The organism is Actinoalloteichus sp. GBA129-24 (genome assembly GCF_001941645.1).
In the GTDB taxonomy this organism is placed as follows: Bacteria; Actinomycetota; Actinomycetes; order Mycobacteriales; family Pseudonocardiaceae; genus Actinoalloteichus_A; species Actinoalloteichus_A fjordicus.
Map to the genome: position 1 here is coordinate 5,537,957 of NZ_CP016077.1, position 16,521 is coordinate 5,554,477.

The window sequence follows — 16,521 nt, forward strand, 5'->3', positions numbered from 1 at the left end:
GACTCGATTCGGCCTTTCAGCGGTGTGCAGATGAATTCCGCCGTGTATCGGCCCGGCCTGCACTGCGGTGCCGAAGACGGCGCCGGAGAGGGCATTCGCCACGCCGATGCTCTGCTGCTCGGAATCCTCCTCCATGACCCCCCAACCACCACCCGTGGGCCCGGCGGAACCCGCCTGCCCACCGTGCCGCAGCCACCCATCACCCGACCGTGGCTGCGCTGACGATCATAGTGATGAAATCCACGATGTCGTTGATACACGCGGGGGAACCGTCGATGCGATTGAGTTCTCCGGAAAACAAATGGGCGTCTTCGACGACGATTCGACATTGCCAAGCACGGTGGTAATCATGGTCGACGCGAAACCGAGCGGTGCCGCCGGAACGTGTCGCCCGACGGCACCGGCGGAGTACCTCGGCTCACCCCGCCTCACGTGCGGGACCGAGGCTGATCAGCCCGCACCCGTAGGCCTTGGCCCGCCCGATCCCGGCGAGCACCGCGGCACGCAATGCCTCGACATCGGTCGGAACGAGGTGCCCGTCGAAGCGAACGGGCTCGATGGTGATCGTGTTGCCGTCCGATCGACCGCGCAGGCCCGGCCGGGGCGCGGGCGCGACGTCCGCCTGGCCGTCGCGGCCCACCGGGAGCACGAAGCCGTGCTGCTCGCCCTTCCGCGCCAGCCACTCCACCTGCTTGGCGGGCAGCCGCTGCGGCACGGGCCTGCCGCGCCCCCGAGTCCCCGGTACGGAGCCGGGGGGATGAATCGCTCGCGTCGGATTGGCGACCAGCCGAAAACTGATCTTGCGCCCCGGGGCGATCAGCCGCAGGAACGGATCGAGCGAGCGGACGTCCGGCGGAGCGGTGAGGTAACCGGCGGGCAGCGCCGCCCATTTCGGCTCCAGCCTGCTCTGCACGAGCAGGACGAAGCCGCGCTCGTGCTCGTCGAGCCGCCACAGCGCCCCGCAGTGTGCCCGCGCGGTCCGCTTCGCGTCGAGGTCGGGGAAGGCCGACATCACGGTGCGGTGCATCTGATGGACGTCGGCGTAGTCCAGGCGGAAGTTCCGCGAGGTCACGTCGACGGTGAGTCGGCTCAGGAACACGAGCGGTCTCCCGGCGAGATCATGGCTGGGGTGAGCGGGATGTCGAGGGTCTTGAATGATCGGCTGGCGAAGCGTCGATCGCCTCGCGCGAAGGACAGCGGATGGTCGGATCGAATCTCGGCTCGCTCGTCGGTGGCGTCGCAGTCGATGACGGCGCGGAGTGGGCGGGGCGCATCCTCGCCACGGGGTCGACCGTCGAGCCGATGTGGACTGTCATCGGCCTCCAGCCAGGGGTGCGTCATGAGGACGGTGCGGAGCGGCAGGTCGGACAGGCCCCATCCGGAGGGGTGGTCCCGTCGGTCCGCAGGCTCCGACGCGTGCAGCAGCGGCCGTGCGGGCACGAATGCCTTCCGGCCGAAGTACAGGGGCCACGCCGGTGCCCGCAGGCCTGCCTCCGCCCGCCGCAGCAGCGCCTCCTGGTCGGCCCCCTCGGCTTCGAGCACGACGAGGAAGACCGCGTCCGAGAGGTAGTAGCGGTGACTGATCACGGTGCGATGTCCGAGGCCCTCGGTGTTGGGCACGTTCTGCGCGGTGTGGAAGTCACGCTCCACGAGACCTTCCCGGTCGACGCGGACGCCGAGACTCAGCTCGGCGAGCGCGGTGATCTTCTCGGTGTCCTCCCGAGGAACACCCATGGCTGCGGCGAGGACACCGACGACGCCGGACTTCGTCGGCTCCCGAGCGGTATCCCGATGGATGTGCTGGGACCGGGCACCCCACGACTGCATCGGCGCGTCGAAACACAGGGCGAGCGACAGACTCACGGCACCGAGACCCCGGTGCCGACGCTCGCCGACGCGAGGACGCGACCTGCGAAGTCGTCGAGACTGGACACGACGTCTTCCTGGTCGACGTGGGTGAGGGTGCCCGCGACGGCGGCCGCGGTGACGGACCGGATTCCGGCGCTGCCGTAGAACCGCCGCAGCGAGTCGAAGTGCTGTGTCATCCGGTCCGTCGAGTCGGCCATGACGTCGAGGCTGTCGACCGGCTTGAGGAAGGCGTTCGCCAGATTCCAGGACCCGTTGTCCCGCACCACGCCGAGGAGGGTGTGCGGCATGGTCAGCGCCGCCATCGAGTTCTGCTTCCCACTGGGACGGGCATGCACGAAGGAGTACAGCCAGGCCTTCGCGGTCCGCGCGACCAGGTCTTCGACGCCGTCGAGGTTCCTGTCGAGCTGGTGGAGATCGACGTTGGCGTAGCGGTAGTAGCAGGCGGAGTTGAAATCGACGGTGCCGATCATGTCCGCACCCGAGGCGTCGTCCGGCTTGGCATCGTCGACGGCCGTGTAGTAGTCGAACTCGGTGGCCACCGCGTGGGTGGAGATGGCGTGCGCCACCTGCGAGGCTGCATCGACGTTGAAGCCCTTGTTGTCGGCGATCATGCGCCCGAAGAGTGCGACGTCGGCGACACGCCGCGCGTCCAGGATTCGTGCCGCCTCGGCCAGGACCTCCTTCGAAGGCTTCGACTTCGCTGCCTTCTCGCTCGCCTTGGCCGATGCCTTCGCACCGTCCTTCTTCTCGGCGGCCTTCGCGGCGGCGGCGAGCTTCTTGGCCGCCCTGGCGGAGAGGTCGGTCCACTTCGCGATGCAGTAGTCGACCAGGAAGGTGGTCGCGCCCCGACCGACGAACAGCAGATACTCGGTGAGCCGAGTGTTGCGATCGACGTGGAAGCCCAGCTCGGCCAAGCCCTCCTCGACGACGAGCCGAGTGTGCTCCTCCTCGCCCAGCCCCTTATCGGCGAGGATCACGGCAGCCTGATGCAGCAGCCGTTTGGTACGCACCCCGGTCTCGTCCTCGCTCAGGCCGTGCAGCGTGAAGAGTTGGCGGGCAGAGCGCTTGAGACACTGGCTGGAGATCCGGCCGCGCACGGCACCGCCGAAAGTGGCTGTCTTGGGCTGGCCGACGTCGTCCCGGTTGAGATTGCTCACCGGGAACGACTGGAGCAGGTGCAGCTCGATGATCATTCAGTTCTCCGTGTCGTTCGTGTTGTTCACGTGCGCTGATTCCTCGGAGTCGTCTGCGGAGTCATCACCTGTCGCAGGCACGACCGCTGCGTGGCGTGGCTTGTGGAAGTCCCTCGCCCAGGCGAGACGGACGCGCCGCTTCTGTTCCTCGGCGGCCCCTGCATCAAGCAGGACGGCGACGTCGTCCAACAATCGCCCGTAGTCGAGCGCGATCTGCTTGCTCTTCAACAGTCGAACGGCCTGCCGCAGATAGTGGGGAAGGTTCCGACGATCGACCGCGAGCAACTGCTCGAACCGTCGATCGATCATGCCTTGGCCATCACCCTTGAGGTCTCGCATGGCGATACCGAGAGTGCGACCTGATGCCCGCGCCTGCGGGTGGATGCCGAACAGACCTGCCGTCAACAGCCAGGCATCCTGTTCCCCCGGCGCAGGCTCGGCGCCGAACACCAGGTCATAGGCGGCCGACGCCTGATGTGGACTCACCAGGCTTCGCCGGAGCGCTGCCAACACCCTGCGCGCATCCGCGACCCGGTGCGCATTGGTCGAGTTCAGCCCGGAGTGCAGCCGATACAACGAGGCCACGAACACATCCCGATTCCGGGGCGGCCGTACGGCGATCGATTCCGTCGTCACATCATCTCTCCATCTTCCGGGCGCAGAAACCGGCTCACCTCGATGCGATGGAGCGCGAGCCGCTCGTCGAGCTTGTGGCGGAAGGTGCCGTCATGCTTTCCCGCCATCGACAACTCTCGAGCGCCGAGCCGAGCGGCGCCGTACACCCACCGATCGGCCGCCGCGTGGGCGATCTGAGCAACCGCACCACGCCAGGCCTCCACGGCGGTGTGCTCCCGTTCGCCCGTCACGAAGGCCACTGCCTTGCCCAACGCGACGATGAACGTGTGGAACGGGCCGGTGAGGTGCGGCCAGTAGGACAGCTCTAGTTCCGGTGGCGGCGTCGCCTTGAACTCCTCGCGGTAGCCCTTGTCCAGACGCCGCAACAGGAAGCCCACATCGTCGGCGAGCCGACAGGAGTAGCCGATCACGTCGCCCATCCGGGCGCTCCCGACACCGGCCCGCAGCAGCGCGACCGGGGCAGGCACCGACTCCTCCTGCCAGAACTGCACCACGGCGGCCTTGCTGTCGAGCTGTTGGCCGTAGACCCGCAGCGTGTACACGGCGTCATCAGGCAGAAGACCGGAATCGGTGCGATCGGCGATGGCATCGAGGGCCGCAGGCCGCCGCCGATCACTCTGGTCGATGCTGCTTCGCTGGTCACTGGGCAACAGCAGTTCCTCCGCATGTCGCCAGACGCCCCGCTGTTCCTCCAGCTTGACCGGCCGAAGCTCGAACCGCCCTCGCTTGGTGCCGCGCATGATCGGCCGCCGGAACGCGGCCATTCGCTCGTCCTGCTGATCCGCAGAAGCGGATCGGAGCCGCGTCCCCGGCGTGATCACGACACCGTCGACCATCGGCGTCTCGGCACTGTCACCGGTACTCAGAAGCACGCGCCTGGCAGGCCATGTGAGGACGTCGGTCCAGCCCCGTGGGTGGCGTTCGTCCGGCCTCGGCTGCGCCGAGCCGGGGTCCTCCCAGTTCGGACAGTCGTCGGCGTAGGTCAGGGGCGGTTCGCCTGCCAGGGGGTCGTAGCAGAGGAGATTGAGCAGCACCGTCTCCTTCAGGGTCGCGCCCTCGACCAGGACACAGCCGAAGTTGTTGGCAGGCGCACGTTCCGAGGCCCTCGCCGCACCGGCGAAGGCAGCCGTCTTCAGCCCGCCGGGGTCATAGCACTGCAAGGTCACCAGCCATCGCGCTGCCTCGGCGGGGGTCAGCCGCAGTCGATCCCCGGCGGTGGTGTGATCGAAGAGGGTCGCGTTGCTTCCGCTGGCCCGGAACGGGACCAGCCTGGCGATGCCCGACGGCTCCCGGGTCGCCAGGCTCCGACATTGCAGAAAGGGCCGGTCCGGGTGGAAGAGATCGAAACGCTCTCGGTCGTCCCGTAGATACCGCCGAACATCGTCGGTCCACAAGTCGCCCCGCCGCCAGAGCACGGCCCAGTCATCCTCGGTGGCAGGCCCGAGCGCGCGGTGCGCCAATGCGAGCACCATGCGGTGCAACGCAGCGGTCATCGTCGGTGTCTGGCCGACCAGTCGCCGCAGCTCCCCTGCCGAGGAGAACAGGGTCGCCAGACCGATCTCGTCGGTCTGGCCGCTGGTCGTCACGACCGGCAGCCACTTCTCGCTGATCAGATCGAAGACCAATCCAATTCCTTCGCTTCTTCTCGTGCCACACGTCGGCTGGAGACGCCGACGGTGCCGACCTGCTCAGTGGTCCGCGCCCTCGTCATGCCGCACCACCAGCCCGACTCCGCGCTGATACCGCAGGACGGCGCCGCCGACCTCGGTTCCCTCCGCGCCGAGAACCAATGCCCGATGCCGGGCGAGCCGAGGGGAGCCCTCGAATGCGGGAGGCGGTGACAGCTCCAGCAGGGCATCGACCACCGACGACGGGATCTCGAAGGGCGACACGAGCCGGACCACGGAATTCCACAGTGCTGCCTCCATCGACGCCGACAGCTCGCCCGTTCGCGTCAGGTCCACGGGCTCGTCCCCTTCGAGGGGCACGGCATAGGTCCCGGAGGAAGTCCCGCCCGATGGCGATGCGACACCGTGGAGCACGACGATCCGGATCTCCGCGGGTTCCGCTCGGTCGTCGTCGATCGGATCAACGGCTGTCATCCGGCCGTCCCTTCTTGCGGGTCTGATTCGCGGCGGTCGGCTGCCAGGTCAACCGTTGGAATGCCTTCGGGTTGTGCGGCATGGGCAGCCGGAGAATCTCGGATCGGCGCCGATCGTCGGCCCGCCGTCTGGCGACGGCCGCGCCCGCCTCCCGCCAGGTCGTCGCCCAGCCCTCGGGTACGTCCAGGACGAACTCGTCGTCGTAGAGCCTGTCCACGAGCTCCCGCAGGTCCTCCGGGCAGCGGATGTCCGGCCGGTCGGCGAGCAGCAGCCAGGTACGCAGCAGGAGAAGCCTCGGGTAGACCAGGCTGGTGTAGGCAGGGAGCTCCACTCCGGTCGGTTCCACCGTCGCGCCCGTGATCACCAGCCGCACCCGCAGAGGTTCGGTTCCGTGCGCCTCGTGTCGCCGAATCCGTCCTGCTCGCTGGACGAGACTGTCGATCGGTGCCAGATCGCTGACGACGAGGTCGAACGACAGATCCAGGCCCTGCTCGAGAACCTGGGTGCCGATCACGATCGTGGGCCGAGCAGGCCTGCGACCTCGCCCGAACCGGTCTTTGAGTCGGGCTTCGATCTCGGCTCGTTCGGCGATGGTCAACCGCCCGGTGATCGTGATGAGGTCGTCGATGTCGAACCGGGTCGAGCCGCGCCTGTGCAATGCCCGCAGCAGTGCATCGCGAGTCTCCGCCACGCGGCGCACCAGGTTGTGCATCACCGCGATGCCGTCGGCCTTCTCGATCTCGTCCAGCAGCCACTCCGCGCGGGCCGCCACGTCGTCCCCGGCGAGCGCGGTGAGGTCCACCGTGATGATCCGGTTGCCGTTGAGCTCCGACACCCGATGCGAGGCGGCGGTGTCGGCATCGCTCCACGTCCGAACCCCGGCGTGGTCGGCCCAGGTCAGCTCCGGGTACGCCGCTCCCGGCTCGACGGAGGACACCGCTTCGATCGGCAGGTTCAGCCGTCCGGCACGCCAGGCGCGGATCAGCTCGCCCTTGCGCACCGAGGGGAGCGTGGCGGACATCAGGATGACCGGGACGCCGAGCCTGCCTGCCCACTGAAGCAGCCGGTCGAGCAGCGTGGACGTGTGGACGTCGTAGCCGTGTACCTCATCGATGATCAGGACCTTGTTCGACAGGCCTGCGAGGCGAACGAACACATGCCGGGAACGGATCGCCGCCATCAGTGCCTGGTCGACCGTGCCGGTGCCGACGGGCACGATGATCCCGCGTTTGCCCGCGAACCAGTCGCGAACCTCGGCCAGGTCCTCCTCGGGGTGATCCTCGCCGACGCCCGCAGGGCGGACGGGCTGCCTGCTCGACGATTCGACCGGCTTTCCCCGTGCCTTCAGGTACTGCTCGGCGGCGCCGTGCAGTAGCCGCAGACGCAGGCCCGCCTGATGACTGCTGATGAGATCGTCGAGTTCGTCGAAGACCTGGTTCCCGGTCGCCCGCGTCGGCATCCCCATGTACATCCCCGACAGACTCAACCTGCGAACCAGACCCGCCGCGACCTGGAAGGCGAGCTTCGTCTTACCCTCGCCGGTGGGCGCCTCGACGACGAACAGACCGGGACCGGTGACGTCTTCGAGCAGCTCCTCGGCCGCCGTCTGCACAGGTCGCGGCACGGTCGGATCGGCGGGCGTTCCCGGGAACAACGCACTGAACCGCGTGTCCGCAGGCGGAGTCCATGAGGTCCAGTCCAGCCGGTCGATCGCCTTGGCCGCGAGTCCGTCGACGGTCTTCGCATAGTCGACGAGGTCGATGCCCGTTCCAGCCCACTCGAAGTTCGTCGAGTCCGAGGCGATCCAGTCGCTCACCGACGCGAGACCGGCCAGACCGACCGCACCCGCCACGCCTATCCGGGCCGAGGGCCACGGACGCGACTCCCATCCCGACAACTCACACAACTCGATGAGCCGGTCCACCAGCTCGTCGACTCGGAGCGCCCACGACTTTCCACCGTGGTCCTGGATCGAGTGTTCCGTCGCCCGCCGTCGAGAGCCGTCGGGGATGAGGCCGTGATGTCCCCCCAGCCCGTGTGCCACGGCCTCGACGACCGAATGCGGTGCGCCTGCCGCCGTCAGCGCTCGGCTCAGGTGGAGTTGAGTGAGCCAGCCGTGCGGCGCCTCCACTCGTCGCCCGTGCCACTTCTCGGCAGCGCGATGAAGCGCGGATCGCGTCACCGGATCGTCCTGGTGAAGGCGCACTGCCAGGTCCAGTCGTAACGCCTGGAAGGCTGGTGAGGCCTTGCCCAGGTCATGGAGTCCGCAGAGGACGGCAACCCAGCGCCGGGCGTTCTCATCGCGATCACCGGAGCCTTCGAAATCACCGAACGCCGTGATCAGCTCCGCACGGATCGTCGGCCCCAGCAACAGGTCGAACAGCCGAAATGCGACCGACGCCGTGTCAACCGCGTGGCAGATCAGCGGATGGGGCGTGGCTTCCTTGCCTGCTTTGGCCCAGAGTCGCAGGATGTCGCGGTCCCGGCCGGGATCGCGCCGGGGATTGCGCACCAGCAGACGGCTCGGCAGGGAATCGGCTGGATCATCGATCACGCCGAGGAAGCTAGAGGGCCGGACCGACAGTTCGAGGATGGATTTCGAGAAACTCCATCCAAAACCGAGAATGTCACCCATCCGAGTGACCAGTGAGATTATTGCCTGCTCACACAATCAGGGTCGCACCAGCGGTGAGCCTCCGCAGAAAAGCGGTTGATCAGTCCCTTTTCCGCAGGAAATCTAGGGCGTGAATCCGAACTGGCCTCGGACTTCGGAATCATCGGACACAGTCGCCGTCGATCAGCAGCAGTTCTCGGGTCCGTTCTCACCGGCGGATCGCGGCGATCTGACGTCAGACGCCACCGGCTCGGCCCGACGACCCGGACCGGCCGGACGGCGAACTCAGCGCCCGATCGCCGGCCGGGTGCACCCGACCAGGACCACGATCCACCGTCGCGAAGGACCTCACGCCCCCGGTGCGAACACCCGCACGCCGTCCTCGCCGACCGTGACGACGTCCCCGGGGACGAGCTGTCTGCCGCGCCGGGACTCCGGCTCGCCGTTGACGGTCACCTCGCCCGCGCCGAGCAGCTCGCGCGCGTCGCCGCCGTCGGCCGCGAGGTCGGCCAGCTTGAGGAACTGGCCCAGCCGGATGCTGTCGTCCTGGATCTCCACGTCGCGCATGGGCTCATCATGCCCGGAACGACCAGGCCGGAGCGACGGGGCCGGGTCTCCGACGGAGTACGACAGCCGGTGGTCCCCGGCATCGATGCGACCGGCCATCGGGTCGCCTCCCAGGCGTGCGGGGTGCACAGTGACCAGATGGTGTCGTGGGGACTCGATCCGGTGGCGATGGCGGAACGGCTGAGTACGACGGTGACCAGGACAGCGGGCTGGGCCGTCGAGGCGGCCGCTGCCGTCGTCGCGTTGCCCGGCCGGGTGATCCGACTTCTCGATGCCGTCGAGTCGCTGGTCGTGCGGATCGACACGGTCGTGGACTCCGCCGACGACCTGCTGGCGCGGACCCGCCTCGTGGTCGCGGAGGCCGAGACCCTCGTGGGCCGAACCGACGGCATCGTCACGAGGGCGGCGGGGACGGTCGGCGACGCGGAGCAGGTGGCGGGGGTGGCCGCCGCCGTGGTCACCGAGGCAGAACAGGCGTCGAAGGGAGCGCAACAGATCCTGGCGCTCTATCAGCCGCTCGCCCACCGGCTCGCTCCGATGGCGACGCAGTTCACCGAGGAGCTCTCGCATCGCGAGGTCGAGGCGGCGATACGACTCATCGATCAGCTGCCGACGCTGACCGAACACCTGCTCACCGACATTCTGCCGATCCTCTCGACGCTCGACCGCGTCGGCCCCGACATCCACGAACTGCTGAGCGTGGCGGACGAGGTTCGGCAGGCGGTGCTCGGCATTCCCGGCTTCGCCTTCTTCCGCAGACGCGGCGAGGACAAGACGTCCGGCGGCGGACCGGAGCCGGTCGATTCTCCCGATTCTGCGGGGCCGACTTCGGCAGGATGACCTCGATTCCGCCACTTGGCTGAATCCTGCTCGACAGATCAGCCCAGGACCGTCGAATTCGGCTCGATGAATTCGACGACCGACTCGAGCAGAGCGGAGTCCGTCGAACGAAGAAACATGACGTCTACCCCCTACCGTCTGCCACACTGACCCGAGAACCATCGACTTCACCTGCGGCGATGCCGATCCTGACGGCGTTGACGCACCGCATCGAACACCGATCGGACGCCACAGGAATCGCCGGAATCGGCCAAGATCAGTCGCCGCATCCCGCCGACCGAATAGTCGTGGTAATCATTCTTCGGGTCGACACCGCACATGAGGTGACAGCACAGCGCAGGGAGCGGCGTGCAAGGCCGAGCCGGGTGATGCGTCGATCTGGCGGACTTCTGCTGCGTCAACGCAGTCAGCACTGCCCACACGCGACGAGCCGCCGTCAGCCACTGGAGATCAAAGGAGATCTTTGCGTGAGATCACGACGATTACGCCGCAGCGCCCTCCCCGCGCTCGCCGCGCTGGCCTCGGTCGCGCTGGCCGCCCCGACCGCGAACGCCTATCAGCCCTCCCCGGCGGACGCCGCCCGGTCCGACACGATCACCGAGACCTCGACCGCCGCCGATCCCGAGCCGTCGCAGGCGGGGCGTCAGGTGGAGGCGCTCGACCGGGGTGTGGTGAGCGTGCGCTCCGGCAACGGCAACCTGGTGAGCTGGCGCTGGCTGGCCACCGATCCGGACTCGGTGGGCTTCAACGTCTATCGAGGCTCCACCCGGCTCAACTCCTCCCCCGTCACGAACTCGACCAACTATCTGGACGCGGGTGCGGCGGCGGGCAGCACCTACACGGTCCGGGCCGTGGTCAACGGTTCGGAGCAGCCTGCATCCCCGCCCGCGCTCCAGTTCGGCGCTGGTTATCTGGACGTGCCGATCCAGCAGCCTGCAGGCGGCAGCGGCTACACCTACGCGGCCAACGACGCCAGCGTGGGTGACCTGGACGGCGACGGACAGTACGAGATCGTGCTGAAGTGGGACCCGACCAACGCCAGGGACAACTCGCAGTCCGGGACCACCGGCAACGTCTACCTCGATGCCTACGAACTGAACGGGACGCGCCTGTGGCGCATCGACCTCGGGCGCAACATCCGAGCCGGGGCGCACTACACCCAGTTCCAGGTCTACGACTATGACGGGGACGGCCGAGCCGAGGTCGCGGCCAAGACCGCCGACGGGACCCGCGACGGCGTGGGCACCGTGATCGGCAACTCGGGTGCCGATCATCGCAACTCCTCGGGCTACGTGCTGGCGGGCCCGGAGTTCCTCACGATGTTCGAGGGCACCACGGGGCGAGCCCTGTCCACCGTGGACTATGTGCCTGCCAGAGGGAACGTCAGCAGCTGGGGCGACAACTACGGCAACCGGGTCGACCGATTCCTGGCGGGCACCGCCTACCTCGACGGTGCCCGGCCGAGCCTGATCATGGCTCGCGGCTATTACACGCGCTCGGTCGTCGTCGCCTGGGACTTCCGCAACGGCTCGCTGACCCGACGGTGGACCTTCGACAGCAACAGCTCCACCAACGGCCCGCAGTGGGAGGGCCAAGGCAATCACAGCCTGTCCATCGCCGACGTCGACGGCGACGGGCGGGACGAGATCCTCTACGGCGCGATGGCCGTCGACGACGACGGGCGCGGCCTGTGGGTCAACGGCACCGGCCACGGCGACGCAGGTCATGTCGGGGACCTCGACCCGAGCAGGCCTGGCCTGGAGTACTTCAAGGTCAACGAGGGAACGAGTCAGCCCGGCTCCTGGCTCGCCGACGCCCGCACCGGCCAGACGTTGTGGCGCACGGCGTCCGGCGGCGACAACGGGCGCGGCGTCTCCGGCGACATCTGGGCGGGCAGCCCCGGCGCGGAGTCGTGGTCGGCGCGCGACGGCCAGATCCGGAATCCGCAAGGTCAGAACGTGGGCCGCAAGCCCTCGTCGATCAACTTCCTGGCCTGGTGGGACGGCGACCCGGTGCGGGAGCTGCTCGACGGGACCCGCATCGACAAATACGGGACCTCCGGCGAGACCAGGCTGCTCACCGGCAGCGGCGTCACCTCGGTCAACGGGACCAAGTCGACGCCCGCGCTGTCGGGCGATCTACTCGGCGACTGGCGCGAGGAGGTCATCTGGCCGACGACCGACAATCGGGCGCTGCGGATCTACAGCACCCCGCACCAGACCGACCGCCGGATCACGACGCTGATGCACGACACCCAGTACCGGGTCGCGATCGCCTGGCAGAACACCGCCTATAACCAACCCCCGCACCCGAGCTTCTTCATCGGCGACGGCATGAGCAGCCCGCCGAGGCCGACGGTGTACGCACGCTGACCTGGTCGGACGGGGCGGAGCGGGCCGGCGGCCTGCTCCCCCCTCGTCTGGGGTGATCCACGTCGATCGCAGGTCCATTGTGCGTCCGGCGATCCGTGAGGCGCAGCGCCTCGAAGGCGACCGGGTCGCCGGTCGGCCGCGCTCACCGTCGTCCGGGTCGTCGGGCCGGACACAGCGGGCCGGACCTGCGAAGGCCGGATGCCGCCGACCCGGCCCGGCCGTCGCCGCAGATCGGATCGCGGCTTCTCACCGAGGCGCCGGGAGAGTCCCGTTCTGGCTCAGCCGAGGGATCTGCAGCTGAGCCCATGGACTGAGGAGGTACGGCATGCGGTCGGCGACCGTCACCAGGTCGGCCCAGTCCGCCCAGCGCCATTCACACACCTCGGCGGGTTCGGGATTCGGGTCCGAGTCAACGGTGGCGGTCCATACCGGGCAGAACTCGTTCTCGACGATCCCGCTCGCGTCGGTCGCCGTGTACCGGAAGTCTGGGAGCACGGTGCGCGGGTCGGCGATCGCGATGCCGAGCTCCTGTCGCCCGCGTCGGGCGACGGCGTCCTGTATGGACTCCCCTGGGCCGGGGTGCCCGCAGAAGGAGTTGGTCCAGACGCCGGGCCAGGTCTTCTTGCCGAGCGCCCTCCTGGTCAGCAGCACGCGGCCGTCCGGCCCGAAGACGTAGCAGGAGAACGCCAGGTGCAGCGGCGTGTCCTTGGTGTGGATGCTCGCCTTCGGTGCCGTGCCTGTCCGTGCGTACTGATCGTCGAGGAGAACGACCAGTTCCGGGTTTCCTCGGTCATCCGTCGCCGTGGTCATGTCGGTCACCTCGGCGTGCCGCCAAGACCGGCGTAGACGGTCACCACCGGATCGGCAGGCCGTTTGCAGCTCATCCAGCTGAGTCGGTGCCCGCTGGACGGGTCGGTACCCGAGATCGCGCTGACGACGTCGTCGAACAGGTCAGGTGCGATCCCCGACATCGTCAGCACGTCCACGACCCGCGTGCGCGCCTCGGCATCGTCGTCGAGATTCGGGTCAAGGGGGCAGTACAGCGTGGCCGAGGCGGGTTCCGGACCGCCTCCCTGGTAGGCGAGACAGGTGATCGGAGCCTTTGCCGCGTGCTCGACGGGGTCGTCGTAGAACCGGCCGAGGATCTTGGTGAAGGCATCCGGCTGGTAGTCCCGTGCCAGGCTCGCGGCCCGCTCGATCTCGTCCGGTCCACAATCGGAGTGCCGAAGGTAGAGCTTCACCCTGGCATCGGGCGAGTCGCCGAGATCAAGCGCGAACAACGCGATCTCCTGCTGTGGTCGGTCGAATCCATCGCGACCGAGACGCTCGCTGAGGAATTCCCATTGCGTGCTGAGTCCCAGCCTGCCCATCGCCTCGCCGACGACCTGCTGCGGCCGCAGCCCGCGAGCGGCAGGGTTCAGATACACCTTGAACAGCGGAGTGCCGCCGGTCTTCAGCGCCGCGGAGCCGAGCATCGAGTACGTGCCGCTCGTCTCGTCGAAGAGGTCGGCGATGAGGCGGAACCGGTGCACGTCGACGTTCAGGGCCTCGTCCAGTCGCTCCACGAAGCGACGTCCCTCCCGCCGAGGGGACGACGGGTCCGACGCGGAGTTCAGCGGTTCGAAGAGCGCCCGCGCCTCCGCGGCGGACCGGGTCATCGCGAGCGAGAACTCCACCGGCGAGCCATCGTTCGACGCGAACGAGTGATGGTCGTCGAACCGCTCGACGGGCTCGTCCGCCCACTCCCCCAGCAGCGAACCCGCGACAGCTGCCTGACTTGCGGCGGCCTCGATCGTCGGATCGATCGTCTCGGCCAACAGCTGCAGGTGAGCTGTGACGACATCCCGATACGTCACCGGGTGACCTAGGTCCACATTCGCCCAGGTTCTCGCACGGCCTGTTGCCACTGGTGCCACCACCTCCACGATCAGGACGACGAATTCACGGAGCATCACGGCTGCCACCGGTGTCCTCAACGCTTCGGGTCCAGCCCTTCCCTTTCCACCAGGAAGAGGTGCGCGAACGCGCTCCCCGACGCTGTGCCGATCTCGTCGCCTGTTTCCCCGCGGTGTCCAGGAGGTCACCAAGCAGGTCTTTCCCGATCGAACCTGGTCGTGACCGACCCGAGAAGCCTGGGTCCGCACGGGAGAAGCGGCTGCTTCTCTTGCGCCGCCTGCCCATCCGAGTCGGCGATCCCCGACGCCCGCCAGTGCGCTGTCTGTTCCGTGTCCGGCTCGGCCGCAGCGCGCTCACGAGGCGGCGCTCGATGCCGACGCGCACCGAGGTGGTGCGCGCCTGCCGCTCGGACTGCGAGCGGGCCTGGCTCGGTCGCGAGGCGTCGTCAAGGACAAGGACAAGGACAACGGCAGGCGAAGGCCGTGCCGGGTGCTCGCGGTGAGGGGGTCGTCATCGCCGAGCAGGCGTACTCGCCCGTCCAGCACCACCCGGAGGTGCCGTTCGGCTTCGGCGGGTCGATCCAGGCCCGCGAGCACCTGGGCCAGATTGTTCCGGACGCTCAGCGTGTGCGGGTGCAGCTCGCCGAGCACCCTTCCCCTGGTCGCCAGCGGTCGGGGCGTTCGCGGCTTCGGCGGCATCGGCTCATCACCGTCTCCCGCAGCATGGCGCGTCGCGCGCGGACCGGGATCGCACCACAGCGAACGGCGGGATGCGATCCCGGTCGCACCGACCGCCACTGCCGCCGCCACGCCGAATTCGGCCCCCGGTTCGGGGCGGGTCCGCCACTCGTTGCGGTGATCTTGGGCCGAGAAACCTGCTGTCGACGGTCCCGGCACCCCACGATTTCGATGGCAGGAGAAGCGCGGGCGGCGGCTTCGGTGCTGCCAGGGCCCTGCGCTCCTCGCCGGGACGCGCCGATCGACTCGGCGCGTCCGTTCATCGCGCGTCACGCCAGTCGAGACGCGCCGAGGCAACGGGAGTGTCAGTCATGACAAGCTCGACGACAGTAAGGCCGGGATCGACGGGCACGGTGGATGCGGTGGTCACCACCGTCGCCGGGAGCGGCATCGGCGGGTTCGGCGAGGATGCGGACGGACGAGCCGTCCACACTCGGCTTCACCACCCGACCGGTGTCACGATCGATATGGCTCGCAAGATCCTCTACATCGCCGACTCGGGCAATCATCGGGTTCGTCGCGTCCACCACGGTTCGATCACCACCGTGGCGGGTACGGGAGATCCCGGCTTCGACGGCGACGGCGGCCCCGCCGACGCAGCCCGCGTCACCACACCCACCAGCGTCGCCGTCGACCACCACGGCACCCTCTACATCGCAGACACCGGAAACCACCGCATCCGCAAAGTCGACACCGACGGAACCATCACCACCGTCGCAGGAACGGGAGATCCCGGCTTCGACGGCGACGGCGGCCCCGCCAACGCAGCCCGCGTCACCACACCCACCAGCGTCGCCGTCGACCACCACGGCACCCTCTACATCGCAGACACCGGAAACCACCGCATCCGCAAAGTCGACACCGACGGAACCATCACCACCGTCGCAGGCGCCGCAGAACCCGGTGACAGCACATCGCGCGGCGGGTTCTCGGAACCGGTCGGAGTGGCCGTGGATCGGGCGGGGTCGGTCTACGTCGCGGAGCGTGGTGCGGCCAGGGTCAGCCGGATCGGGACGACCGGGCTGGTCACCGTGATCGCCGGAGCGGGGGCGGCCTCGGATCGAGGCAGTACGAGGTTGAGCCGTCCGAACGGCGTGGCGGTGGACGGCCGGGGGGCCGTCTACATCGCCGACACCGGATGTCATCGGATCCGCAAGGTCACCTCGGGGATCGTCGACTCGATCGCGGGCACCGGATCGCCGGGACGAGGCGGGGTCGGTGGACGAGCGGTGCTGACACCCTTCGATGCGCCGAACGGTGTGGCGTTGGACGAGTACGGCAACATGTATGTCGCCGACACCGGCAGCCACCGCATTCGCAAGATCATGCTGTTCGACCGGCTGCTGGCGATCAGCGGCGACGGCCAGCGTCCCGCGCCCGCCGCCGTCTTCCCTCGGCCGCTCGTCGTGCGGGTCACGCTGCGAGAAGGACCGGTGCTCGCCGCGCCGATCACGTTCGCGATCGTCGGGGACACCACCTCCGGCGCCCGCTTCACCGAGTCGGCATCCACTCGGACGGTGGTACGCACGAACCTTCAGGGTGAGGCCGCCGTCGAACTGACGGGCGGGCCGATGCCGGGCACGGTGCGGGTGGAGGCGACGCTGGGCACCATGGTCACCACGTTCACGGCCGCGATCTCGACGCCAAAGGCGACCTCGGCATCGGCACGGTGACCGGATCGGGAGCGTTCCTCCT

15 protein-coding genes are annotated in these 16,521 nt (G+C 68.5%); 4 read left to right on the forward strand and 11 right to left on the reverse strand.

The window, feature by feature from the left end; all coding sequences use genetic code 11:
- The first annotated feature begins 30 nt into the window (after positions 1-30).
- Positions 31-222, forward strand: coding sequence for a hypothetical protein (locus tag UA75_RS34095; protein WP_198042832.1), 192 nt, complete (start codon positions 31-33; stop codon positions 220-222).
- 196 nt (positions 223-418) lie between these two features.
- Here UA75_RS34095 and cas6e read toward each other — a convergent pair whose 3' ends face one another.
- From cas6e to UA75_RS23695, 8 genes are all read right to left on the reverse strand, one after another.
- Positions 419-1,099, reverse strand: a complete 681-nt coding sequence (gene cas6e / locus UA75_RS23660) for a type I-E CRISPR-associated protein Cas6/Cse3/CasE (RefSeq protein ID WP_075742142.1) — start codon at positions 1,097-1,099, stop codon at positions 419-421.
- Complete coding sequence (gene cas5e / locus UA75_RS23665) at positions 1,090-1,863, reverse strand: type I-E CRISPR-associated protein Cas5/CasD (RefSeq protein WP_075742143.1); 774 nt, start codon at positions 1,861-1,863, stop codon at positions 1,090-1,092. The genes cas6e and cas5e overlap by 10 nt, the downstream gene beginning before the upstream one ends.
- Positions 1,860-3,062 carry a type I-E CRISPR-associated protein Cas7/Cse4/CasC gene (cas7e, locus tag UA75_RS23670; RefSeq protein ID WP_075742144.1) on the reverse strand — a complete coding sequence of 401 codons (1,203 nt, stop codon included), beginning with the start codon at positions 3,060-3,062 and terminating at the stop codon, positions 1,860-1,862. The genes cas5e and cas7e overlap by 4 nt, the downstream gene beginning before the upstream one ends.
- Positions 3,063-3,698: a type I-E CRISPR-associated protein Cse2/CasB gene (casB, locus tag UA75_RS23675; RefSeq protein ID WP_075742145.1), complete on the reverse strand. Its 636-nt coding sequence runs from the start codon at positions 3,696-3,698 to the stop codon at positions 3,063-3,065. It lies immediately after the preceding gene.
- Positions 3,695-5,323: a type I-E CRISPR-associated protein Cse1/CasA gene (casA, locus tag UA75_RS23680; RefSeq protein ID WP_075742146.1), complete on the reverse strand. Its 1,629-nt coding sequence runs from the start codon at positions 5,321-5,323 to the stop codon at positions 3,695-3,697. The genes casB and casA overlap by 4 nt, the downstream gene beginning before the upstream one ends.
- Positions 5,324-5,386: 63 nt before the next feature.
- Positions 5,387-5,800 (reverse strand): hypothetical protein, encoded by a 414-nt coding sequence (locus tag UA75_RS23685; protein ID WP_075742147.1) that lies wholly within the window; start codon positions 5,798-5,800, stop codon positions 5,387-5,389.
- A complete protein-coding gene (gene cas3, locus UA75_RS23690; protein ID WP_198042833.1) occupies positions 5,787-8,354 on the reverse strand; it encodes a CRISPR-associated helicase Cas3' in 2,568 nt (855 codons plus the stop codon). The genes UA75_RS23685 and cas3 overlap by 14 nt, the downstream gene beginning before the upstream one ends.
- 408 nt (positions 8,355-8,762) lie before the next feature.
- Positions 8,763-8,981: an RNA-binding S4 domain-containing protein gene (locus UA75_RS23695; RefSeq protein ID WP_075742148.1), complete on the reverse strand. Its 219-nt coding sequence runs from the start codon at positions 8,979-8,981 to the stop codon at positions 8,763-8,765.
- Positions 8,982-8,990: 9 nt separating this feature from the next.
- On the opposite strand from UA75_RS23695, the gene UA75_RS23700 reads away from it, so the two are divergent.
- Positions 8,991-9,821, forward strand: coding sequence for a hypothetical protein (locus tag UA75_RS23700; RefSeq protein WP_198042834.1), 831 nt, complete (start codon positions 8,991-8,993; stop codon positions 9,819-9,821).
- A gap of 467 nt (positions 9,822-10,288) precedes the next feature.
- On the forward strand, positions 10,289-12,193 hold the full coding sequence (locus tag UA75_RS23705; RefSeq protein ID WP_157434398.1) for a rhamnogalacturonan lyase: 1,905 nt from the start codon (positions 10,289-10,291) through the stop codon (positions 12,191-12,193).
- 246 nt (positions 12,194-12,439) lie between these two features.
- Here the strand turns inward: UA75_RS23705 and idi are convergent, their stop codons facing one another.
- The 3 genes from idi to UA75_RS32150 form a co-directional block, all read right to left on the reverse strand.
- Positions 12,440-13,003, reverse strand: a complete 564-nt coding sequence (gene idi / locus UA75_RS23710) for an isopentenyl-diphosphate Delta-isomerase (protein ID WP_075744130.1) — start codon at positions 13,001-13,003, stop codon at positions 12,440-12,442.
- Between the two features lie 5 nt (positions 13,004-13,008).
- The gene (locus UA75_RS23715) at positions 13,009-14,049 is read right to left on the reverse strand and encodes a tryptophan dimethylallyltransferase family protein (RefSeq protein WP_198042835.1); all 1,041 of its coding nucleotides are present in this window, start codon (positions 14,047-14,049) and stop codon (positions 13,009-13,011) included.
- A gap of 393 nt (positions 14,050-14,442) precedes the next feature.
- Entirely contained in the window at positions 14,443-14,787 is a 345-nt protein-coding gene (locus UA75_RS32150; protein ID WP_083683521.1) for a tetratricopeptide repeat protein, read from the reverse strand.
- Positions 14,788-15,137: 350 nt separating this feature from the next.
- Here UA75_RS32150 and UA75_RS23725 point away from each other — a divergent pair, with 350 nt between their 5' ends.
- Positions 15,138-16,499: an SMP-30/gluconolactonase/LRE family protein gene (locus UA75_RS23725; protein WP_198042836.1), complete on the forward strand. Its 1,362-nt coding sequence runs from the start codon at positions 15,138-15,140 to the stop codon at positions 16,497-16,499.
- Positions 16,500-16,521 lie beyond the last annotated feature (22 nt).